19 protein-coding genes are annotated in these 21685 nt (G+C 51.7%); 10 read left to right on the top strand and 9 right to left on the bottom strand.

What is annotated here, in order from left to right; translation table 11 throughout:
* Positions 1-64: 64 nt before the first annotated feature.
* Positions 65-1003, bottom strand: coding sequence for a ketopantoate/pantoate/pantothenate transporter PanS (gene panS, locus FDX14_RS00505; protein ID WP_079225673.1), 939 nt, complete (start codon positions 1001-1003; stop codon positions 65-67).
* A 92-nt stretch (positions 1004-1095) separates the two neighbouring features.
* Positions 1096-2445: a lysine-sensitive aspartokinase 3 gene (gene lysC / locus FDX14_RS00500; protein WP_042313032.1), complete on the bottom strand. Its 1350-nt coding sequence runs from the start codon at positions 2443-2445 to the stop codon at positions 1096-1098.
* Between the two features lie 314 nt (positions 2446-2759).
* Between lysC and pgi the strand changes: the two genes are divergently transcribed.
* The 5 genes from pgi to FDX14_RS00475 all read left to right on the top strand — a co-directional run bounded on the left by pgi (position 2760) and on the right by FDX14_RS00475 (position 8659).
* Positions 2760-4409, top strand: a complete 1650-nt coding sequence (gene pgi / locus FDX14_RS00495) for a glucose-6-phosphate isomerase (RefSeq protein WP_079225672.1) — start codon at positions 2760-2762, stop codon at positions 4407-4409.
* Between the two features lie 421 nt (positions 4410-4830).
* Positions 4831-5073 carry an exopolysaccharide production protein YjbE gene (gene yjbE / locus FDX14_RS00490; protein WP_137348849.1) on the top strand — a complete coding sequence of 81 codons (243 nt, stop codon included), beginning with the start codon at positions 4831-4833 and terminating at the stop codon, positions 5071-5073.
* 117 nt (positions 5074-5190) lie between these two features.
* Complete coding sequence (locus tag FDX14_RS00485) at positions 5191-5829, top strand: YjbF family lipoprotein (RefSeq protein ID WP_042313028.1); 639 nt, start codon at positions 5191-5193, stop codon at positions 5827-5829.
* Positions 5826-6563: a capsule biosynthesis GfcC family protein gene (locus FDX14_RS00480; protein ID WP_137348848.1), complete on the top strand. Its 738-nt coding sequence runs from the start codon at positions 5826-5828 to the stop codon at positions 6561-6563. Before FDX14_RS00485 ends, FDX14_RS00480 begins: the two co-directional genes overlap by 4 nt.
* Positions 6563-8659, top strand: a complete 2097-nt coding sequence (locus FDX14_RS00475; protein WP_137348847.1) for a YjbH domain-containing protein — start codon at positions 6563-6565, stop codon at positions 8657-8659. The genes FDX14_RS00480 and FDX14_RS00475 overlap by 1 nt, the downstream gene beginning before the upstream one ends.
* A gap of 74 nt (positions 8660-8733) precedes the next feature.
* Here the strand turns inward: FDX14_RS00475 and FDX14_RS00470 are convergent, their stop codons facing one another.
* Both FDX14_RS00470 and FDX14_RS00465 read right to left on the bottom strand, forming a co-directional pair.
* Positions 8734-9189, bottom strand: coding sequence for an acyltransferase (locus FDX14_RS00470; protein WP_042313022.1), 456 nt, complete (start codon positions 9187-9189; stop codon positions 8734-8736).
* Positions 9190-9199: 10 nt separating this feature from the next.
* Entirely contained in the window at positions 9200-9709 is a 510-nt protein-coding gene (locus tag FDX14_RS00465; protein WP_137348846.1) for a GNAT family N-acetyltransferase, read from the bottom strand.
* 139 nt (positions 9710-9848) lie between these two features.
* Between FDX14_RS00465 and psiE the strand changes: the two genes are divergently transcribed.
* Entirely contained in the window at positions 9849-10259 is a 411-nt protein-coding gene (gene psiE / locus FDX14_RS00460) for a phosphate-starvation-inducible protein PsiE (RefSeq protein ID WP_003031674.1), read from the top strand.
* A gap of 75 nt (positions 10260-10334) precedes the next feature.
* On the opposite strand, the gene nhaC is transcribed toward psiE, so the two are convergent.
* The 5 genes from nhaC to malE form a co-directional block, all read right to left on the bottom strand.
* On the bottom strand, positions 10335-11786 hold the full coding sequence (gene nhaC, locus FDX14_RS00455; protein WP_043018068.1) for a Na+/H+ antiporter NhaC: 1452 nt from the start codon (positions 11784-11786) through the stop codon (positions 10335-10337).
* Positions 11779-12957, bottom strand: a complete 1179-nt coding sequence (locus FDX14_RS00450) for a MalY/PatB family protein (protein ID WP_061382716.1) — start codon at positions 12955-12957, stop codon at positions 11779-11781. Before FDX14_RS00450 ends, nhaC begins: the two co-directional genes overlap by 8 nt.
* A gap of 302 nt (positions 12958-13259) precedes the next feature.
* Positions 13260-14150: a maltose ABC transporter permease MalG gene (gene malG, locus FDX14_RS00445; protein WP_038636242.1), complete on the bottom strand. Its 891-nt coding sequence runs from the start codon at positions 14148-14150 to the stop codon at positions 13260-13262.
* Between the two features lie 14 nt (positions 14151-14164).
* A complete protein-coding gene (malF, locus tag FDX14_RS00440) occupies positions 14165-15709 on the bottom strand; it encodes a maltose ABC transporter permease MalF (RefSeq protein ID WP_137348845.1) in 1545 nt (514 codons plus the stop codon).
* A 130-nt stretch (positions 15710-15839) separates the two neighbouring features.
* Complete coding sequence (gene malE, locus FDX14_RS00435; RefSeq protein ID WP_042313011.1) at positions 15840-17030, bottom strand: maltose/maltodextrin ABC transporter substrate-binding protein MalE; 1191 nt, start codon at positions 17028-17030, stop codon at positions 15840-15842.
* A 360-nt stretch (positions 17031-17390) separates the two neighbouring features.
* Here malE and malK point away from each other — a divergent pair, with 360 nt between their 5' ends.
* The 4 genes from malK (at position 17391) to ubiC (ending at position 21685) form a co-directional block, all read left to right on the top strand.
* A complete protein-coding gene (gene malK, locus FDX14_RS00430) occupies positions 17391-18500 on the top strand; it encodes a maltose/maltodextrin ABC transporter ATP-binding protein MalK (RefSeq protein WP_038636246.1) in 1110 nt (369 codons plus the stop codon).
* A gap of 90 nt (positions 18501-18590) precedes the next feature.
* Positions 18591-19946, top strand: coding sequence for a maltoporin (locus tag FDX14_RS00425; RefSeq protein WP_038636248.1), 1356 nt, complete (start codon positions 18591-18593; stop codon positions 19944-19946).
* A gap of 113 nt (positions 19947-20059) precedes the next feature.
* Positions 20060-21007: a maltose operon protein MalM gene (malM, locus tag FDX14_RS00420; RefSeq protein WP_042313006.1), complete on the top strand. Its 948-nt coding sequence runs from the start codon at positions 20060-20062 to the stop codon at positions 21005-21007.
* Positions 21008-21187: 180 nt separating this feature from the next.
* Positions 21188-21685: a chorismate lyase gene (ubiC, locus tag FDX14_RS00415; protein ID WP_042313004.1), complete on the top strand. Its 498-nt coding sequence runs from the start codon at positions 21188-21190 to the stop codon at positions 21683-21685.

Genomic DNA, 21685 nt, shown 5'->3' with positions numbered 1-21685 from the left:
GTTTTGTGATGGGGTTCAAATGCGGGTAGGGAGAAATGGAGGATGCCTCCTCCATTTATGAAGATTAGTGTTCTTTTACTGCGTGTGGTTTCTCATCAATCGGCTTACCGGACCAGTAGCCTGCCAGCAGCGAACCAGAAAGGTTGTGCCAGACGGAGAACAGCGCACCGGGCAGGGCGGCGAGAGGGCCAAAGTAGATTTTGCCCAGCGCAGCGGCCAGCCCTGAATTCTGCATGCCGACTTCGATAGCCAACGTACGGCAGGTCGACTCGTCGAAACCAAACAGTTTTCCGCCCCAGTAGCCGCCGAGCAGGCCAATGGTGTTATGCAGGATAACGGCGATAATCACCACAAAGCCGACGGACGCAATGTGCGAAGCGGAGCCTGCCACGACGGCGCTGATGATCGCCAGGATGCACACCATAGAAAACGCGGGCAGATACGGCTCGACGGCTTTTACGATGCGTGGGAACAAATGGTGAATGACCAGTCCCAGGGCAATCGGAATGACCACGATCTGCAGAATACTCAGTAGCATACCCATCACATCCACCTGAATATGCGCATCGACATACAGCCGTGTCAGCAGTGGTGTGGCGACAACGCCGACCAACGTTGAAACGGATGAAATAGTCACGGAGAGCGCTACATCGCCTTTGGCCAGATAGATCATGACGTTAGACGCTGTTCCGCTGGCGACGCTACCGACCAGCACCATGCCTGCGGACAGTTCCGGCGGCATATTAAAAGCCAGCGCCAAAATCCATGCGGCGAGCGGCATCACCAGATAGTGCAGGAAAATACCCGCGGCGACCGGCGCAGGACGTGAGAGTACGCGTTTAAAGTCATCCACTTTCAAATGGACGCCCATGCCGAACATAATCAACATCAGTAACGACGGCACGAATGGCCCGACAGGCGTAAAGGTGGAGGGCGTGTAATACGCAATAACAGAGAGCAGCAGCGCCCATAATGGGAACAGCCGCGTCAGAGTAGCGAGCATGTTATATTCCTTGCGATTGAAATGTGTTGTGTTGTTATAAAAAAGCCGGGTTCGAGCCCGGCTATAGTTATTATTTATCGCGTGATGAAATATTATTCAAACAAATTATGGTGCAGCTTCTGCACCACCTGTTCGGCTTCGGTTCCGGGCACCAGGAAGCACAGGTTATGGCTGGATGCGCCGTAGCAAATCATACGGATGTTGAACGGCTCCAGTACGCCGAACACCTCTTTACCCACGCCACAGGCTTTGGACAGGTCGTTGCCAATCAGCGCCACCAGCGCCAGGTCTTCTTCCACTTCAACCCGACACAGGGCAGACAGTTCCATCAGCAGAGACTGTGTTAACAGCGTATCGCCGGTAGACGTTGAACCGGTGGTATCCAGCGTCAGCGCCACGCTGACTTCCGATGTAGTAATTAAATCTACCGAGATGTTGTGGCGCGCCAGGATGCCGAACACTTCCGCTAAAAAGCCGCGAGAGTGCAGCATATTCAGGCTATGCAGCGTTAGCAGCGTTTGCTTACGGCGTAGCGCCAGGGCACGGAATAACGGTGGATTTTGGGTTTTATTGCATACCAGCGTACCGCCTGCTTTTGGATCCTTACTGGAGCCAACAAACACCGGGATATCGCTACGTACAGCAGGTAACAGGGTTGCCGGGTGCAGCACTTTCGCGCCGAAGGTCGCCATTTCCGCGGCTTCTTCGAAGGCGATTTCATCAATACGTTTAGCGGCTGGAACGACGCGCGGATCGGTGGTGTAAATGCCGGGAACATCGGTCCAGATATCGACGCGCGTTGCGTGCAGCGCTTCAGCCAGCAGGGCGGCCGTATAATCACTGCCGCCGCGTCCCAGCGTGGTGGTGCGGCCCTTGCTTTCGCTGCCGATAAAGCCTTGGGTAATCACCAGGCCTTCGCTCAGACGCGGGGCTAACTGGAGCGTGGTCAGTTCGGCCAGCGCTGCGACGTCGGGTTCTGCACGACCGAAACGATCGTTAGTGCGCATCACTTTACGCACATCAAACCACTGCGCTTGGACGTTGCGCTCACGCAGGATCTCAACAAACAGGAGGGTAGACATCAGCTCACCGTGGCTGACCAGTTCGTCGGTCAGCGCGGTTGAGGTCGCCAGTGACGCCGCTTCTGCCAGCGTGGTGATGTTTTCCAGCAGGCGTTCGATCTCTTCACGAATCACGTTTGGATAACGCAGGCGTTCCAGAATATTGAACTGAATTTGACGAATGGCGTCGAGTTTTTCGAAGCGCTCGGTTGGCTCCAGCCCTTCGGCCAGCGCGACCAGCAGGTTAGTAATGCCTGCCGACGCGGAAAGCACCACTAATCGGACGTTCGCATCAGAAAGCACCACATCGGCGCTGCGATTCATGGCATCAAAATCCGCCACGCTGGTACCGCCAAACTTGGAGACAACTACATCAGTCATAACTACCTCGTGTCAGGGAGTGAATAGAGCGACCATGGCACATAAGGCAGAACGGAAACCGGTGCAGGCGCAAATGCAAATACCGTATTTATAAATAAAATGTGTAGCTTGCACTGTCAACGCTGGGATTATGCGGATTTTTCATGCTGCAACTGCGTTGAGTAACGGTACTAATAACAATGCTGATAACGGCTATACTTTGTAGCCTCGTTTGGCGGATGCCCTGGCAATGGCATTAAAACAATCACACTTTTCTGTGACTGGCGTTACAATCGATCTCAGTCACAATTCTCAAAATCAGAAGAGTATTGCTAATGAAAAACATCAATCCAACGCAGACCTCAGCCTGGCAGGCACTACAAAAACACTTTGAAGAGATAAAAGACGTTACTATCGCCGATCTGTTCGCGAAAGATAGCGATCGTTTCACCAAATTTTCCGCGACATTTGACGATCTGATGCTGGTGGATTTCTCCAAAAACCGCATCACTGAAGAGACGCTGGCCAAACTGCAGGATTTGGCGAAAGAGACCGATTTGGCAGGCGCTATCAAGTCCATGTTCTCCGGTGAGAAAATCAACCGTACCGAAGACCGTGCCGTGCTGCACGTGGCGCTGCGTAACCGTAGCAATACCCCAATCATCGTTGACGGCAAAGATGTGATGCCGGAAGTGAACGCGGTGCTGGAGAAGATGAAATCCTTCTCGGAAGCGATCATTTCCGGAAGCTGGAAAGGCTATACCGGCAAAGCCATTACTGATGTAGTGAACATCGGTATCGGCGGTTCCGACCTTGGTCCGTTCATGGTGACCGAAGCGCTGCGTCCGTATAAAAACCATCTGAACATGCACTTTGTGTCTAACGTCGATGGGACGCACATCGCTGAAGTGCTGAAGAAAGTGAACCCGGAAACCACGCTGTTCCTGGTCGCTTCGAAAACCTTCACCACCCAGGAAACCATGACCAACGCCCATAGCGCGCGCGACTGGTTCCTGAAAACCGCCGGTGATGAAAAACACGTTGCCAAGCACTTCGCAGCCCTCTCCACTAACGCGAAAGCGGTCGGCGAATTCGGTATTGATACCGCCAACATGTTTGAGTTCTGGGACTGGGTTGGCGGTCGTTACTCTCTGTGGTCAGCGATTGGTCTGTCGATCATCCTGTCCGTTGGTTTCGATAACTTCGTTGAGCTGCTGTCCGGCGCGCATGCGATGGACAAACACTTCTCCACTACCCCGGCGGAGAAAAACCTGCCGGTGCTGCTGGCGCTGATCGGGATCTGGTACAACAACTTCTTCGGCGCTGAAACCGAAGCGATCCTGCCGTATGACCAGTATATGCACCGTTTCGCGGCCTACTTCCAGCAGGGCAATATGGAATCCAACGGTAAATACGTGGACCGTAACGGCAATGCGGTGGACTACCAGACGGGCCCAATTATCTGGGGCGAGCCGGGGACTAACGGCCAGCATGCGTTCTACCAGCTGATTCACCAGGGCACCAAAATGGTACCGTGCGATTTCATCGCGCCGGCTATCACCCATAACCCGCTGTCCGACCACCATCCGAAGCTGCTGTCCAACTTCTTCGCTCAGACCGAAGCGCTGGCGTTCGGTAAATCCCGCGAGGTGGTAGAGCAGGAATACCGCGACCAGGGTAAAGATCCGGCAACGCTGGACCACGTGGTGCCGTTCAAAGTGTTCGAAGGCAACCGCCCGACCAACTCCATCCTGCTGCGTGAAATCACGCCGTTCAGCCTGGGTGCGCTGATTGCCCTGTACGAGCACAAAATCTTCACGCAGGGCGCGATCCTGAACATCTTCACCTTTGACCAGTGGGGCGTTGAGCTGGGCAAACAGCTGGCAAATCGCATCCTGCCTGAGCTGAATGATGATAAAGAGATCACCAGCCATGATTGCTCGACTAACGGTTTGATTAACCGTTATAAGTCCTGGCGCGCCTGATGACGCTGCGCTTATCCGGCCTACAGGCACACATTTGTAGGACGGATAAGGCGTTTAGCCGCCATCCGGCATTAATGAAATATAAAAGCCGATATTAATATCGGCTTTTTTTATAAGATTGCTCCAGGATATCTACGTTGTAACTTCACTCCCTAATTGAGCTTAATCCTAAAGTAATTAACTTACCGGAATTCCATCTCTGTTATTTTCGGAATTTACGGATATTGCATATCTGATGTTTATATTTTAACTGATTGATTTTAATGTTTAATATTATTAATTAATAATGACGATTTGCTTTCTTTTCTAATTATCCTAAATTCCCGCCTGACGTAATTCGCACACTTTGGCTTGTGTATACTCGATCTCGCCCGAAATTCTTTTGGGTAAATCTCCATTCATTAAATGAAGGGAATTTGTGATGAAAAAAGTTCTGTATGGCCTTTGGGCTATATCTGCGCTTGCGGCGACCTCTGTCTATGCTGCCCCCGTTCAGGTGGGTGAGGCTGCAGGGTCGGCTGCCACGTCGGTTTCGGCAGGAAGTTCCTCTGCCACCAGCGTGAGCACCGTAAGTTCTGCGGTGGGGGTGGCCCTTGCGGCAACCGGTGGTGGTGATGGTTCTAATACCGGAACCACAACCACGACAACCACCAGTACCCAGTAATACCGGTACGTTTAATTCTAACCACACTTCGGTGTGGTTATTTTGAATGACCAAAAGCCTGCGGGATTTGTAGGCCGGGTAAGCGTTGCGCACCCGGCAATAATGCGGAGAAGTGTCGTGAAGCGACCAGCGCTCATATTGGTTTGCCTGTTACTACAGGCGTGCTCGGCCACCACCGAAGGGCTGGGCCATTCGCTGTGGGATAGTGTGTTTGGTACTCCCGGCGTTCAAATGACGGATGATGAAATCCAAAACATGCCCTACGCCAGCCAGTATATGCAGCTCAATGGTGGTCCACAGCTGTTTGTCGTACTCGCGTTTGCAGAAAACGGACAGCAGAAATGGGTGACTCAGGATCAGGCCATTCTCGTGACGCAGCATGGGCGCATTGTGAAAACGCAGCTCGGCGGGGACAACCTGATTGAGGTGAATAATCTGGCAGCAGACCCGCTCATCAAACCCAATCAGATAACCGATGGCGCAACATGGACCCGCACGATGGGCTGGACTGAACATCAGCAGGTGCGCTATGCCACCGCCCGCTCTGTTTTCACATGGGATGGCACTGACAGTATTCAGGTCGGCAGTGATGAAACGCCAGTGCGCATCCTTGATGAAGAGATAACTACCGATCAAACGCGCTGGCATAACCGCTACTGGGTCGATAGCGAAGGGCAAATCCGTCAGTCGGAACAGTATCTGGGAGCTAACTTCTTCCCGGTGAAAACCACGCTGATTAAGGCGGCAAAATCATGATGAAACGAGCCGTAATGGCGCTGATTTTTAGCCTGAGCGCACCCTCTGTTTTTGCTGCGGGCAATGTCAAAGTAATGATTGCAGGCAGCGCTGAACCCAAAATATTGACCGGTGCGGAGCATCTGATCGATCTGGTTGGACAGCCGCGGTTGAGTAATAGCTGGTGGCCCGGAGCGGTCATCAGCGAAGAGCGGGCAACGGCGGCGGCAGAACGCCAACAGCAGACATTACTGGCTCGTCTGGCAGCGCTGAGTGCTGAAGAAAGCGGTGACGATGCCGAGGCTATCAACACCTTACGCCAGCAAATTCAGGCGCTGAAGGTGACCGGCAGACAGAAAATTAACCTTGACCCGGATGTGGTGCGCGTCAGCGAGCGAGGCAACCCACCGTTGCAGGGCAACTACACGCTATGGGTTGGATCCCAGCCAACGGATATCACATTGTTTGGTTTGCTAAGCCGTCCGGGTAAACAACCGTTTGTGCCCGGGCGTGATGTCGCCAGCTATCTCGATGGGCAAAGTCGGCTCAGCGGTGCGGATCGCAGCTACGCGTGGGTCATCTATCCCGATGGGCGCTCGCAAAAAGTCCCTATCGCTTACTGGAACAAACGTCACGTTGAGCCGATGCCCGGCAGCATCATTTTTGTCGGACTCTCTGATGCCTACTGGAGCAGTACCCCGGATGAAATCAATGCCGATATTCTTCACACCCTGACCCAGCGGATACCTGAATAATGAGAAAAACTTATCTGCTCAGCTTACTGGCGCTGGGCGTAAGCGTTGCCTGTCACGGTGAAACATGGCCTGCGCCCATTGGTCCATCCCAGTCCGATTTTGGCGGCGTAGGTCTGCTGCAAACCCCGACTGCACGGATGGCGCGTGAAGGGGAAATGAGCCTCAACTACCGGGACAACGATCAGTACCGCTACTACTCTGCGTCGGCGCAACTGTTCCCATGGCTGGAAACCACGCTGCGCTATACCGATGTGCGTACCAAAAAATACAGCAGCGTAGAGTCATTTTCTGGCGATCAGACATACAAGGATAAAGCGTTTGATCTCAAACTTCGGCTGTGGGAAGAGAGCTACTGGATGCCGCAGGTGGCCGTTGGCGCGCGGGATATCGGCGGGACGGGTCTGTTTGATGCGGAGTATATTGTAGCGAACAAAGCCTGGGGCCCGTTTGATTTCTCGCTCGGTCTGGGCTGGGGATATCTTGGCACCAGCGGCAACGTCAGCAATCCGTTTTGCTCATACAGCGATAAATTCTGTCATCGCGATAACAGCTACAAGCAGGCTGGTTCTATTGACGGCAGTCAGATGTTTCATGGTCCGGCATCGTTATTTGGCGGCGTGGAATATCAGACACCCTGGCAGCCGCTGCGCCTGAAACTGGAGTATGAAGGCAATAATTACCAGCAGGATTTTGCGGGCAAGCTGGATCAAAAGAGCAAGTTTAACGTCGGCGCTATCTATCGCGTCACCGATTGGGCCGACGTTAACCTCAGCTATGAGCGCGGGAACACCTTTATGTTTGGGTTCACGCTGCGGACTAACTTCAACGACTTGCGACCAAACTATAACGATAACGCCCGTCCGAAGTATCAACCACAGCCGCAGGATGCGATTCTGCAACATTCGGTAGTGGCGAATCAGCTAACGCTGCTGAAATATAACGCCGGGCTGGCGGATCCTAAAATTCAGGTGCAGGGCGATACGCTGTATGTGACCGGCGAACAGGTGAAATACCGTGATTCGCGTGAAGGGATCGAACGCGCCAACCGGATCGTGATGAACGATCTTCCCGACGGGATCCGCATGATCCGTATTACCGAAAATCGCCTTAACTTGCCGCAGGTGACGACCGAAACGGAGGTTTCCAGCCTTAAGCGACACCTGGAAGGTGAGCCGTTGGGTCATGAAACACAACTGGCGCAAAAACGCGTTGAGCCTGTGGTGCCGAAAACGACTGAGCAGGGTTGGTATATTGATAAGTCTCGCTTTGATTTTCATATCGATCCGGTACTCAATCAGTCGGTGGGCGGCCCGGAAAACTTCTATATGTACCAGTTGGGTGTAATGGGAACTGCGGATTGGTGGGTGACCGATCATCTGCTGACTACCGGGAGTTTGTTCGCCAACCTCGCCAATAACTATGACAAATTTAACTACACCAACCCGCCGCAGGATTCGCATTTACCACGCGTTCGTACCCACGTGCGTGAGTATGTACAAAACGATGTCTACGTGAATAACCTGCAGGCCAACTACTTCCAGTCACTCGGAAACGGGTTCTACGGACAGGTTTACGCTGGTTATCTGGAGACCATGTACGGCGGGGCAGGGGCAGAAGTGTTGTATCGTCCGTTAGACAGCAACTGGGCGTTTGGCATTGACGCCAACTATGTGAAACAGCGTGACTGGCGTAGCGCGCAGGATATGATGAAATTCACCGACTACAGCGTGAAGACCGGGCATTTGACGGCTTACTGGAATCCTTCATTCGCTCAGGATGTACTGGTAAAAGCCAGCGTGGGTCAGTATCTGGCGGGAGATAAGGGGGGAACGCTGGAAATTGCCAAACGCTTCGACAGCGGTGTGGTGGTAGGAGGCTATGCGACCATCACCGACGCCTCGCCGGATGAATATGGCGAGGGTGATTTTACCAAAGGGGTGTACGTTTCCGTGCCGCTGGATCTCTTCTCTTCAGGCCCAACCCGCAGCCGTGCGGCGATTGGCTGGACGCCGCTGACACGTGACGGTGGGCAGCAGCTTGGACGTAAGTTTGGTCTGTATGATATGACCAGCGACAGAAGCGAGAACTTCCGTTAATGCTTGATCGCCCGGTGCGCTTATCCGGCCTAAATTGCCGGTCGGATAAGGCATTTATGCCGCCATCCGGCGATTTACAAACGACGCAATAATTTTGCCGGGTTGCCCGCGTACACGCCTTTCTCGGTAATCGATTTTGTCACCACGCTTCCCGCGCCGATGACTGCGCCATCGCAGATTGTGACTGCCAGAATGGTCGCCCCACTGCCGATCGAGACATCATTGCCAATCGTAATTCTTCCCCAACTGGTGCGGTCGGCATTGGGTTTTCCTTGCCGAAACATATCATTGGCGAACATCACGCCATGCCCGATAAAACAGCGGGAACCGATGGTGACATATTCGCAGATGAAGGTGTGAGACTGAATTTTGCTGTCTGCGCCAATCTGCGTGTTGCCCTGGATTTCAACAAATGGTCCGACAAAAACGTTATCCTCCAGTATGCAGTCGTACAGGTTCGCCGGTTCATAAACCACTACATTCTCACCGCACGTGACGTTGCGAACAGCGGATTGACGAATATTCACCATTTATATCCTCTTAAATCTGCTTTTCCATAACGTACAAAATGCTGGTCTGGGAGGCGGTAGTGAAAGCAATTTCCTTTACAAACGTCATCCCTTGCCGTTCATAGAACTGCCGTGCCTTAGGATTATCAGCCAGTACCTCAAGCCAGAGCCATTTTTCATCCTGCTCTTTGGCCTGGCGAATAACTTCGGCAAAAAGCTGCTCACCGTACTGTTTGCCCGTTGCATCTGGCATCAGGTAGATCTTATGTAGCAATGCCCCTGAACGCCCTTCTGGATCAACAGAGTGGCGGAGACTGTATTTGGCAAAGCCAACCGGTGCATCGGCAAAGGCGATAAGCCAGAAGGTTCCAGGCTCGGCCAAACTGCTGGATATCGCTGGTAAGGAATATTCCTGCTCAAGATAAGCGTCGAGCTCGCTCGGGTTTTTCCACAAAGGCGCAAAGTGATGTCGATAGCTGGTATAGCCCATTGAGCTTAGCAAGCTGGCATCGTCGACGGTTGCCATTTGAATCTTAAGCATTTCTATTCCGTTCAAGATGTTAGAGTCAGAAGCATTGTTGCACTATTATTGAGCTGCACAAAACATAAACAAAAAATGTAGATCTCTGTCACATTTCTGCGTTATACAGGAACCTTGTTACTGAACAGGAGGGGCCGTTATGACGTCGCTATCTCGTCCGCGCGTGGAGTTTATCTCCACCATCTTACAGACCGTGTTGAATCTGGGGTTGTTGAGTCTGGGCCTGATCCTGGTCGTATTCCTGGGGAAAGAAACGCTGCATCTGGCAGATGTGCTGTTCGCGCCGGAACAAACCAGCAAGTATGAGCTGGTGGAAGGGCTGGTGGTTTACTTCCTCTACTTTGAATTTATCGCCTTGATTGTGAAATACTTTCAGTCAGGGTTTCACTTTCCGCTGCGCTACTTTGTCTATATCGGGATCACCGCGATTGTGCGGTTGATCATCGTCGATCATAAAGCGCCGATGGATGTGCTGATCTATTCTGCAGCGATCCTGCTGTTGGTGATCACTCTGTGGCTGTGTAATTCTAAACGGCTGAAGCGAGAGTAAAAGACAACACGCCGCAATCGGGCTGCGGCGTGTAGACGTGGTTAATGACTGGCGAATATCTTAATCAGGCCGATTCTATTTGCTTTCATTTACGGTTTCCATCATGAGCTGTTGCTGCTTTTCTTTGGACAGGCGAGCGATGCCAAAGCCAGTGAAACCCCATAGCGTCGCAAAGAAAATGCCACTCCAGCAGAGAATAGCCCACGGAAGATAGCTTAATGTAGCAACACCAAGCGTACCTGCCATGTAGGCACCTGCGGCAGTCCAGGGCAGAATCGGTTCAAATATGGTGGCAGAGTCTTCTACAGTCCTCGCCAGATTTTTTGGATGTAGCCCGCGCTCAATATAAGCACTTCGTAACATTTCAATCGGGATTAGGATTGAGATCTGACCATTGCAGGTCACGCTAATCATTGTTAAGCCACAGGCAATAGTCGCAAGAATCATGGTTCCTGTGGAATGAACTAATTTGAGCAGATTATGGACGATGACTTCTAAAGCGCCGCTCAAGGCCAATGTTCCCGCGAATGAAAGGGCGCAGAAACAAATAAGCAACGTACTCATCATCGAGTTCATGCCACCGCGGTTGAGCAAATTACCTAATAGCGGATTAACATCTTTATCGGTAAGCATTGAAACGTTAAATCCGTCTACTGCACTTTTTACAATGTCGTGTAGTGCGAAACCCTGAATGACGCTGGCGTTGATCATGGCTACCAGTGCCGAAACAAGCATAATAGGAATAGTTGGTTTCTTGGTAATCGAACCGTACAGGACAATTGCAATGGGTAGCAATAACAACAAATTAAAATGATAAATCCCCTTTAATCCTTCTGTAATTAGCTGAACTTTGTCGGGCACGGTTGAGCCGCCGAGATCGCCATTCATTCCATAGAGGGTCATAACAACGGCTGACAGAATCAATGAAGGAAGGGTTGTGTAAAGTAAATGAGCGATGTGTTCATAGAGATCTATCTGGGCCGCCATCGCGGCCAGGTTAGTGTCGCCAGAAAGGGGAGACAGTTTGTCCCCGAAATAAGCCCCCGCCACAATAGCGCCAGCAGTTGCTGCCAGATTAGCCTCCATTCCGATGGCCACACCCATAAATGCTACACCGACGGTGCCTGCCGATCCCCAGGATGTCCCTGTGCATACAGAGACGACGGCAGTAACGAGCAGGGCGGTCACATAGATCATTGAAGGATTTATCAGATTAAGGCCGTAATAAATCATCAGCGGAATAGTACCGCCTATCATCCATGTCCCAATAAGGAGGCCCACGCTGATCAAAATTAGCAGAGCAGGCATTGTTTTGGCGATTTTCTGCGATATTGATTCAAGGATTGCATTGTAGCCGTACCCCAACCGCTTAACTAACAGCGCAGCAATGACGGTTGAAAGAACCATTAATGGCTCAGGTGGCAGATCGAAAGCTGCATAGCCAACTCCCAGCAATAGAACCATCGCTAGTATTGGTAACAATGATTCCACCAGAGTTGGTGTTCTTGGAGTATTGTTATTATTCATGGAGGGAAACTCCTGTAGTGAAGGGTATGCTCTGATAAATCCGTTCAAATGCTTGTGTAAGAGTGGTTCTCGGCGTGGCGATGTTCACGCGGAAAAAACCAAGTCCTTCATCGCCAAAATCTGATCCCCAACTCATCTCAACACCAGCGAGGGAGACAAACCAATGGCGTAGTTGCTCTTCGCTGATGTTCATCGCCCGGTAGTCGATCCACAACATGTAAGTTCCACCACCAGAGGCGACAACCCAGTCTGGAAAATGAGCCTGGCAGAATGATTGAACCCAGCGCCTGTTTTCGGCCAAATAATCTTTTAATGCTGCTAACCAAGAATCGCCATGGCGGTAAGCACAGAGAAATGCAGGAACAGAGAAATAACCAGGATTATGGATACCTGCTGCAATAAGAGCTGATTTAAATTTTTCACGATACTTATCATTAGCAATAACAATATTGGCGATTTCAAGTCCGGCCATATTGAATGTTTTTGCTGGAGATGTACAAATAAACGAGTTTTGTGCAACGTATGAACTTATCGAAGAAATTGTTTGATGTTGTTTTTGGGTGAAATTGAAGTCTGCATGAACATCATCGGAAATAATAAAAACATTATATTTCTCTGCTAATGAAGCTATTTTTCTCAGATTGTCTTCTGACCAGATTGTTCCTGTTGGATTATGCGGCGATATTAGAATAAAACAACAAGCCGTTTTAAACTTATCTTCGAGATCCGCAAAGTCTATTTCATAGCGGTGGTCACGATAAAGTAACGCACTTTCCAGCAATACTCTATGGTTGACTTCAACTGCATGGCTAATAGGATGATAGGCTGGGGCCAGGCTGACAATAGCATCTCCCGGCTGGGTAAAGTTCTGGATAAATAATGAGACGGCTTGTACCACCCGTGGGCAAAAAACAATGTGTTCAGGGTTGACCTTCCACGAGTAATGGCGTTGGTACCACTGTGCTGTTACTTGCTGCCAGTCATCACTTAATAATGTATAACCGTAGATACCTTTCTGATTTGCGACTGACAATTCAGAAACTATAAAATCAGCTACGGGGATATCCATATCAGCTACAGACAGAGGGATGATGTCACGCCCCTTGTTATTATATTTAGCGCTATAGGTTCCGTCGCGTGAAATAACTTTATCAAAATTATAAACTTTCATATTTGTTACTCGCCCGATTTTATCGTTAGGGTAATGTAATATTTCGAGAGTGGAAGTGTTATTCTGTATTTTGTTTTCGTCATTATGAAAATTTGCATATGTGATGCTTATCACAAAGATGTTAACTGTCTGTCAATAAAAATAATCCAGTGAGTGTAAACGTTTTATATCGCTTAAACGTATGGAATTTACATAAAAAAAGGGCGCTCCGTAGAGCGCCGAATAACAGTCACAGGTTGGGATAACATAAGTTGAGGGTTGCAGTGGCATTGCCCGTTGCCGGGCAGGTACTTCGATAAAACTTAACCTTTCACACCACCCGCCGTCAGGCCGTTGACCAGCCAGCGCTGTGCCAGCAGGAACACCAGAGTAATCGGAATAGCGGAAAGTACAGCTGCGGCGGCAAAGTCGCCCCACAAGTAGTTCTGTGGATTGAGGTACTGCTGCATACCAACCGCAAGGGTGTAGCTGTTCACATCACGCAGCAGCAGTGACGCGACCGGTACTTCGGTAATAGCGGCAATGAATGACAGAATAAACACGACCGCCAGAATCGGTACGGAAAGCGGCAGCAGTACCAGGCGAAATGCCTGCCACGGTGTGGCGCCATCCAGCGCGGCCGCTTCTTCCAGCGAACCGTCGATGGTTTCAAAATAGCCCTTAATCGTCCAGACATGCAGTGCGATACCGCCGAGATAGGCGAAGATCACGCCGCCGTGAGTGTTCAGGCCGATAAAAGGAATGTACTGGCCCAGGCGGTCAAACAAGGCATACAACGCAACCAGAGACAGCACCGCCGGGAACATCTGGAAAATCAGCATCCCTTTCAGCAGGGTCGCTTTACCCGGGAAGCGCATACGGGCAAAGGCGTAAGCACAGGTGGTGGAAAGCGTCACAATACCAATCGCGGTAATGGTGGCGACTTTCACCGAGTTCCACAGCCACAGCAGCACCGGGAATGGCGGCGGAGTGACGCGGCCATCCGCGTGTTCTACGCTAAAGCCCAGCGCCAGTTTCCAGTGTTCCCAGGAAATATTATCCGGGATCAGGCTGCCGGTAGCGAAGTTACCTTCACGCAGCGAAATGGCGATGACCATCAGCAGTGGGAACATGATCGCCGCGATAAAAATCAGCAGCCCTAAGTGCGTTGCGAATAAACGTAACTTTTGTGATTTCGGTTGGACCATAGCCATGTTCGTTGTCTCCCTTAATCAAACTTCATACGTGTGGCTTTCAGGTTCACAATCGCCAGCGCGCCAACCAGCAGGAAGATCAGGGTGGCAATCGCTGCCGCCAGACCGAAGTCCTGACCGCCGCCGCCTTCAAAGGCGATACGGTAGGTGTAGCTGACGAGCAGGTCGGTGTAACCGGCAGGCGTGGTGGTACCGAGGCGATCCGGGCCGCCGTTGGTTAACAGTTGAATCAGCACGAAGTTATTAAAGTTAAAGGCGAAGCTGGCGATCATCAGCGGCGTCAGCGGCTTAATCAGCAGCGGTAATGTAATTTTAAAGAAGTTCTGGAACGGACCCGCGCCGTCCATTGCCGAGGCTTCATACAGATCGTCAGGAATCGCTTTCAGCAGCCCCATGCACAGGATCATCATGTACGGGTAACCCAGCCAGGTGTTAACGATGATAATCATCGAACGCGCGGTGGTTGGATCGCTAAACCAGGCCGGCTTGATACCAAACAGCGCGCTGAGCATCATGTTGATTTCACCAAAACTCTGGTTGAACAGCCCTTTGAAAATCAGAATCGAGATAAACGACGGTACGGCGTAGGGCAGAATCAGCAGGACGCGGTAAATCGCTTTGCCCTTCAGAGATTCCCACTGCACCAGACAGGCCAGCACCATACCCACAGCCACGGTCAGAATCACCGTCAGGACTGAGAACACTACCGTCCAGACAAAGATGGCGAAGAACGGTTTCTGGATGCCCTCGTCGGTAAATACGCGGGTGAAATTGTCCCAGCCGATGGTGACGGTATAGCCCGGGCTGAGTTTTTCAGTACCCCAGCTACCGTCTGCGTTAATGGTCTGATAATAACCAATATCGTTATTAGCGCGGTACTTCACGCCGCTTTGGTTGTTGGTGAGCGTCCCATCATCGGCCAGGGAGTAGAGCGGCTGCGTACCGGAGAACTGACGCAGTGAACTCATGATGACTTTGCTTTCGTCCGGCAGAATAGCCGTTAGCTGAGTCAGCGCCTGACGATTCTGGGTGATGATGCGCAGTGTCGCACGTTCGCCCGCTGGCAGCGCCTCGGTTTCTTTTAACTGCAGCTTCTGTTCGCCGCCAAATTTAAAGGCGTCGGAAACATAATTTTTTCCCGTTTCACCGTCGGTGAGGGCCAGTTGCCACTCATCCCCCGCCGGATACAGGCCAAAGTTGTAAGTTTTACCTGCCTGATAAGAACGATCCATCAGGACTTGTTGAGCACGTTCAAAGGTCAGCTGGTTGGTGCTGCTGTAGTTGGTAAAAGCAATGGCGATGGTACAAATGAGCGGAAACAGGACAAACAGCCCCATACCGGCCACGCCAGGATAAACATAGCGCCAGGCATAGGCTTTACGATTAGCGAAAATATACAGGCCAACAGAGCTTAAAATTAGCGTCATGATGGCAAACAGATACTCCCCCTGAGCGTACATCAAAACAACAAGGTAACCGACCAGCAGACCAAGCAGACCCATTACTGACCATTTCAGCATGTCGCTTTGCCACCAGTGTTTCTTTTTAATGACATCCATGGGGTTCAATCCTCAACAACAATGAAAACCTGTTGGTCAGCGTGCCTGATGGCGCTGCGCTTATCAGGCCTACATACGTTGTAGGCCGGATAAGGCATGTATGCCGCCATCCGGCACGTTCACAACTGTATTACTTGGTGATACGACCCTGCGCGTCTTTCAGCGCGGCATCGACGGTCTGACGACCGCTGGCGGCGTTGATCACTGCGGTACGCACGGCATACCAGAATGCGGACATCTGCGGGATGTTCGGCATGATTTCGCCTTTCTGGGCGTTATCCATGGTGGCCGCGATACGCGGGTCTTTCGCTAACTGTTCCTGGAAGGATTTCAGCGCAACCGCGCCCAGCGGTTTATCCTTGTTCACTTCATCCAGGCCCTGGTCGGTCAACAGGTAGTTTTCGAGGAACTCTTTCGCCAGTTCTTTGTTCGGGCTGGCGGCGTTGATACCCGCGCTCAGTACGCCAACGAACGGTTTAGACGGCTTGCCTTTGAAGGTTGGCAGCAGCGTGACGCCGTAGTTCACCTTGCTCTTATCGATGTTGGACCACGCCCACGGACCGTTGATGGTCATCGCGGTATCGCCTTTGTTAAAGGCCGCTTCGGCGATGGAGTAGTCGGTATCCGCATTCATGTGTTTGTTTTTGATAAGAGAAACCAGGAAGGTCAGGCCCGCTTTCGCGCCAGCGCTATCCACGCCAACGTCTTTCACGTCGTACTTGCCGTTTTCAAACTTGAACGCGTAACCGCCGTCGGCGGCAATCAGCGGCCAGGTGAAGTACGGTTCTTGCAGGTTGAACATCAGCGCGGATTTACCTTTCGCTTTCAGCTCTTTATCCAGCGCCGGAATTTCTTCCCAGGTTTTCGGTGGGTTCGGAACGAGGTCTTTGTTGTAAATCAGGGAGAGCGCTTCAACCGCGATCGGGTAAGCAATCAGCTTGCCGTTATAGCGTACGGCATCCCAGGTGAATGGATAGAGCTTGTCCTGGAACGCTTTGTCTGGGGTGATTTCAGCCAGCAGGCCAGATTGTGCGTAGCCGCCAAAACGGTCATGCGCCCAGAAGATAATGTCCGGGCCGTCGCCAGTCGCGGCAACCTGCGGGAACTTCTCTTCCAGCTTGTCCGGGTGCTCAATGGTGACTTTGATTCCCGTGTCTTTCTCGAATTTTTTACCCACTTCAGCGAGGCCGTTATAGCCTTTGTCGCCGTTAATCCAGATGACCAACTTACCTTCTTCAATCTTGGCGAGAGCCGAGGCGGAAAACATCATCGTCGTTAATGCAGACAATGCGAGGATGCGTGCGCCAGTTTTGATATTCATAGTTCCCATCCTGTTTGGTGATTTTGCAGAGGTGGCTTAACGGGTACTAGTTTCTTTATACGGCAACCTCTTTCCATCCTCCTTACTCCTACGCCCCACCCGCTCTTTATGTGATCTGTGTTACATAAATGTGAGTATTGCGCACTGGCGCACATAAAACCCCACCCATTTTTGCAAGCTGCATCACGAAATTCCTCTGAGGCTGGTGGTCCGGGTCTCAGACGCTGCGCTCTCATCCTCCCGCCTCCTCCCCCATAAAAAAGCTGGGGGGTGGAGGATTCACGCCCGTGAGGGATAACGCATAGTCAGTCCATCATGAATGTTGCTGTCGATGACAGGTTGTAACGAAGGGAGAAGGGCATGGCGAGCGTACAGCTGCGAAATGTAACGAAAGCCTGGGGTGACGTGGTGGTATCGAAGGATATCAATCTCGACATTCACGAAGGGGAATTCGTGGTGTTTGTCGGGCCGTCAGGCTGTGGTAAGTCGACCTTGCTGCGTATGATCGCCGGACTTGAAACCATCACCAGTGGCGACCTGTTTATCGGGGAGACCCGGATGAACGACATTCCGCCCGCCGAACGCGGTGTGGGTATGGTCTTCCAGTCCTATGCGTTATATCCCCATTTATCTGTCGCGGAAAACATGTCGTTTGGCCTCAAACTGGCCGGTGCGAAAAAAGAGGTAATGAACCAGCGTGTTAATCAGGTAGCTGAAGTTCTGCAACTGGCGCACCTGCTGGACCGTAAACCGAAAGCGCTTTCCGGTGGACAACGTCAGCGTGTGGCGATTGGCCGTACGTTGGTTGCCGAGCCGCGAGTATTTCTGCTGGACGAACCGTTGTCGAACCTTGACGCCGCGCTGCGCGTCCAGATGCGTATTGAAATTTCCCGCCTGCATAAACGTCTTGGCCGCACGATGATTTACGTCACCCACGATCAGGTCGAAGCGATGACCCTGGCAGACAAAATTGTGGTGTTGGATGCCGGTCGTGTGGCGCAGGTCGGTAAACCCCTGGAGCTGTACCACTATCCTGCCGACCGCTTTGTCGCGGGCTTTATCGGTTCGCCAAAAATGAACTTCCTGCCGGTGAAAGTTACCGCAACGGCGATTGATCAGGTGCAGGTTGAATTACCAAACCGCCAGCAAGTCTGGTTACCCGTCGACAGTGCCCGCGTTCAGGTTGGCGCCAATATGTCTTTAGGTATCCGCCCGGAACATCTGCTGCCCAGCGAAATCGCCGATGTCACTCTCGAAGGTGAAGTCCAGGTGGTCGAACAACTTGGTCACGAAACACAAATTCATATCCAGATCCCCGCCATCCGTCAAAACCTGGTTTACCGCCAGAACGACGTGGTGTTGGTAGAAGAGGGTGCCACATTCGCTATCGGCCTGCCGCCAGAGCGTTGCCATCTGTTCCGTGAGGATGGCACTGCATGTCGTCGGTTGCACCAGGAGCCGGGCGTTTAAGGTCCCCATAAAAAACGAAACGCAAAACCATTCGCAGTTTTAGAAGGTGGCAGCGTTTAAAGAAAAGCAATGATCTCAGGAGATAGAACGATGATTACTCTGCGCAAACTTCCTCTGGCGGTTGCTGTGGCAGCAGGCATTATGTCTGTTCAGGCAATGGCTGTGGATTTCCATGGTTATGCTCGTTCCGGTATCGGCTGGACGGGTAGTGGCGGCGAACAACAATGTTTCCAGGCAACAGGTGCACAAAGTAAATACCGTCTCGGTAACGAATGTGAAACCTATGCGGAAATCAAATTAGGCCAGGAAGTGTGGAAAGAAGGCGATAAGAGCTTCTACTTCGACACCAACGTCGCCTACTCCGTAGCACAGCAGAATGACTGGGAAGGGACTGACCCAGCCTTCCGTGAAGCCAACGTGCAGGGTAAAAACCTGATTGAATGGCTGCCAGGCTCTACTATCTGGGCCGGTAAGCGCTTCTACCAACGTCATGACGTGCACATGATCGACTTCTACTACTGGGATATTTCAGGTCCTGGTGCCGGTATTGAAAACATCGATCTGGGCTTCGGTAAACTGTCTCTGGCCGCGAGCCGTTCTCAGGAAGCGGGTGGTTCATACGCGTTCAGCAGCCAGAATATCTATGATCGTACCAAAGACACCGCTAACGACGTATTTGACGTTCGTTTAGCGCAGTTGGCAACGAACACTGATGGTATGTTGGAACTGGGTGTTGACTACGGTCGTGCGAATACGACAGATGATTACAGCCTGGCAGACGGCGCATCAAAAGATGGCTGGATGTTCACCGCTGAACATACCCAGAGCATGCTGAAGGGCTACAACAAGTTTGTTGTTCAGTACGCGACAGACTCCATGACCACGCAGGGTAAAGGTTTGAACCAGGGGTCTTACGGTTCTTCTTCCTTCACCATTACTAACCCAGATGGTAGTAAAACCAATTACGCCAATAACGTGATTAATAACAACGGTAGCCTGGTTCGTATTCTTGACCACGGCGCCATCTCCCTGGGCGACAAATGGGATCTGATGTACGTCGGTATGTATCAGAACCTCGATATGGATAACGATCTGGGTACCGAATGGTACACCGTCGGTATCCGCCCAATGTACAAATGGACGCCAATCATGAGCACCCTGATGGAAGTCGGTTACGACAACGTCAAATCTCAGCAGACTGGCGATCGCAACAGCCAGTACAAAATCACCCTCGCGCAACAGTGGCAGGCTGGCGACAGCATCTGGTCCCGCCCGGCAATTCGTGTCTTCGCAACCTATGCCAAGTGGGATGAGGAGTGGGGCTACGTCAAAAATGGTAACGACGTAACCAAATACGCAGCTGCAACGAACTCTGGTATCAGCACCACCAGCCGTGGTGACAGCGATGAGTGGTCCTTCGGTGCTCAGATGGAAATCTGGTGGTAATTCAGCACTAACCTGACGTAAAGACCGAAAGAGGGGCGTAAGCCCCTCTTGATTACGGTTTAGCGCGCTATTGCCTGGCCACCGCTGAACCCATGCTATCTGAGGTGATAACAATGAAAATGAAGAAAAGTCTCGTTGCCCTTTGTTTATCTGCAGGGTTATTTGCCAGCGCGCCTGGCATCAGCCTGGCTGATGTGAATATTGTTCCGCAGAACACTACCGCGGCGCCTGTTATTCCTACAGCTGCGTTGCAACAGCTAACCTGGACGCCCGTTGATCAATCCAAAACTCAGTCCACGCAGCTTGCGAGCGCGGGCCAGCGTTTGGATGTTGCTGGTATTACCGGTCCGGTCGCGGCCTGGAGCGTACCGGCCAATATTGGTGAGTTGACCCTGACGCTAACCAGTGAAGTAAACAAACAAACGAGCGTATTTGCGCCAAACGTCTTAATTCTTGATCAGAACATGACGCCATCTGCGTTCTTCCCCAGCAGCTATTTCACCTACCAGGAGCCTGGCGTGATGAGTGCCGATCGTCTGGAAGGCGTAATGCGTCTGACGCCAGCGCTGGGCCAGCAAAAGCTCTATGTTCTGGTCTTTACGACTGATAAAGACCTCCAACAGACCACGACCCTGCTTGATCCGGCGAAAGCTTATGCCAAGGGCGTCGGTAACGCTGTTCCAGATATTCCGGACCCGATCGCGCGTCATACGACCGATGGTCTGTTGAAATTAAAAGTCAAAACCAGCTCGTCCTCCAGTGTGTTGGTGGGGCCGCTGTTCGGTTCTTCCGGCCCTGGCCCTGTCACTGTCGGCAATACCGCAGCGCCTGCAGTGACTTATGCGGCTCCGGCAGCTGCGGTTGCCGCTCCAGCGCCGCAGCCGGTGAAGAAAAGTGAGCCGATGCTGAACGACACCGAAAGCTATTTTAATCAGGCGATTAAGGATGCCGTGGCGAAAGGCGATGTTGATAAAGCGCTGAAGCTGCTTGATGAAGCTGAACGTCTGGGATCCAAATCAGCCCGATCCACCTTTATCAGCAGTGTAAAAGGCAAGGGGTAAACATCACCCCACATTGTTGATTTTGCAACAACTGGTGCGTCTCCTGGCGCACCTTTTTTTATCCTTCAGTGCGAATTGTTACGCTTATGTTGCTCTGCCGATCACTTAATTGTGTTTGCTCACCCCGTAATGCCTTTTCTGCGATACAATGCCTTTAGGTTATAAATCGGAGAGTAAGGCATGCCACACCCTGCGTTAACGCAACTGCGTGCGCTGCGTTATTTTGATGCGATCCCGGCGCTGGACCCGCAACTGCTCGACTGGTTGTTACTGGAAGATTCCATGACCAAACGTTTTGAGCAGCAGGGCAAAGAAGTCACCGTCACGTTGATTCGCGAAGCGTTCGTTGGGCAAAATGAGGTGGCTGAAGAACTGACGCTGCTGCCCAAAGAGTCCCGCTATTGGTTACGCGAAATCCTTTTATGCGCGGATGGTGAACCCTGGCTTGCCGGACGTACCGTGGTGCCTGAATCCACCCTGTGTGGCCCTGAACTGGCCTTACAAAACCTGGGGAAAACCCCGCTCGGACGCTACCTGTTTACGTCATCGACATTGACCCGAGATTTTATTGAGATTGGCCAAGATGCAGCGCTGTGGGGGCGTCGTTCCCGCCTGCGGCTGAGCGGTAAGCCGTTGATGCTTACCGAGCTTTTTCTGCCTGCATCGCCGTTGTACTGA

The sequence above is a fragment of the Citrobacter sp. wls710 genome (assembly GCF_005281115.1).
Classification (GTDB): domain Bacteria; phylum Pseudomonadota; class Gammaproteobacteria; order Enterobacterales; family Enterobacteriaceae; genus Citrobacter; species Citrobacter werkmanii.
Note: the sequence above shows the minus strand (reverse complement) of the source record. Positions and strands in the feature narration are given on the sequence as shown.

Bases quoted from the DNA above. Each gene is read 5' to 3' on its own strand.
- malE (WP_042313011.1), bottom strand. From the start codon at position 17,030: ATGAATATCAAAACTGGCGCACGCATCCTCGCATTGTCTGCATTAACG.
- malG (WP_038636242.1), bottom strand. From the start codon at position 14,150: ATGGCTATGGTCCAACCGAAATCACAAAAGTTACGTTTATTCGCAACG.
- FDX14_RS00470 (WP_042313022.1), bottom strand. From the start codon at position 9,189: ATGGTGAATATTCGTCAATCCGCTGTTCGCAACGTCACGTGCGGTGAG.
- yjbE (WP_137348849.1), top strand. From the start codon at position 4,831: ATGAAAAAAGTTCTGTATGGCCTTTGGGCTATATCTGCGCTTGCGGCG.
- pgi (WP_079225672.1), top strand. From the start codon at position 2,760: ATGAAAAACATCAATCCAACGCAGACCTCAGCCTGGCAGGCACTACAA.
- FDX14_RS00480 (WP_137348848.1), top strand. From the start codon at position 5,826: ATGATGAAACGAGCCGTAATGGCGCTGATTTTTAGCCTGAGCGCACCC.
- FDX14_RS00465 (WP_137348846.1), bottom strand. From the start codon at position 9,709: ATGCTTAAGATTCAAATGGCAACCGTCGACGATGCCAGCTTGCTAAGC.
- FDX14_RS00450 (WP_061382716.1), bottom strand. From the start codon at position 12,957: ATGAAAGTTTATAATTTTGATAAAGTTATTTCACGCGACGGAACCTAT.
- FDX14_RS00475 (WP_137348847.1), top strand. From the start codon at position 6,563: ATGAGAAAAACTTATCTGCTCAGCTTACTGGCGCTGGGCGTAAGCGTT.
- ubiC (WP_042313004.1), top strand. From the start codon at position 21,188: ATGCCACACCCTGCGTTAACGCAACTGCGTGCGCTGCGTTATTTTGAT.
- panS (WP_079225673.1), bottom strand. From the start codon at position 1,003: ATGCTCGCTACTCTGACGCGGCTGTTCCCATTATGGGCGCTGCTGCTC.
- psiE (WP_003031674.1), top strand. From the start codon at position 9,849: ATGACGTCGCTATCTCGTCCGCGCGTGGAGTTTATCTCCACCATCTTA.
- malM (WP_042313006.1), top strand. From the start codon at position 20,060: ATGAAAATGAAGAAAAGTCTCGTTGCCCTTTGTTTATCTGCAGGGTTA.
- lysC (WP_042313032.1), bottom strand. From the start codon at position 2,445: ATGACTGATGTAGTTGTCTCCAAGTTTGGCGGTACCAGCGTGGCGGAT.
- malK (WP_038636246.1), top strand. From the start codon at position 17,391: ATGGCGAGCGTACAGCTGCGAAATGTAACGAAAGCCTGGGGTGACGTG.
- malF (WP_137348845.1), bottom strand. From the start codon at position 15,709: ATGGATGTCATTAAAAAGAAACACTGGTGGCAAAGCGACATGCTGAAA.
- nhaC (WP_043018068.1), bottom strand. From the start codon at position 11,786: ATGAATAATAACAATACTCCAAGAACACCAACTCTGGTGGAATCATTG.
- FDX14_RS00425 (WP_038636248.1), top strand. From the start codon at position 18,591: ATGATTACTCTGCGCAAACTTCCTCTGGCGGTTGCTGTGGCAGCAGGC.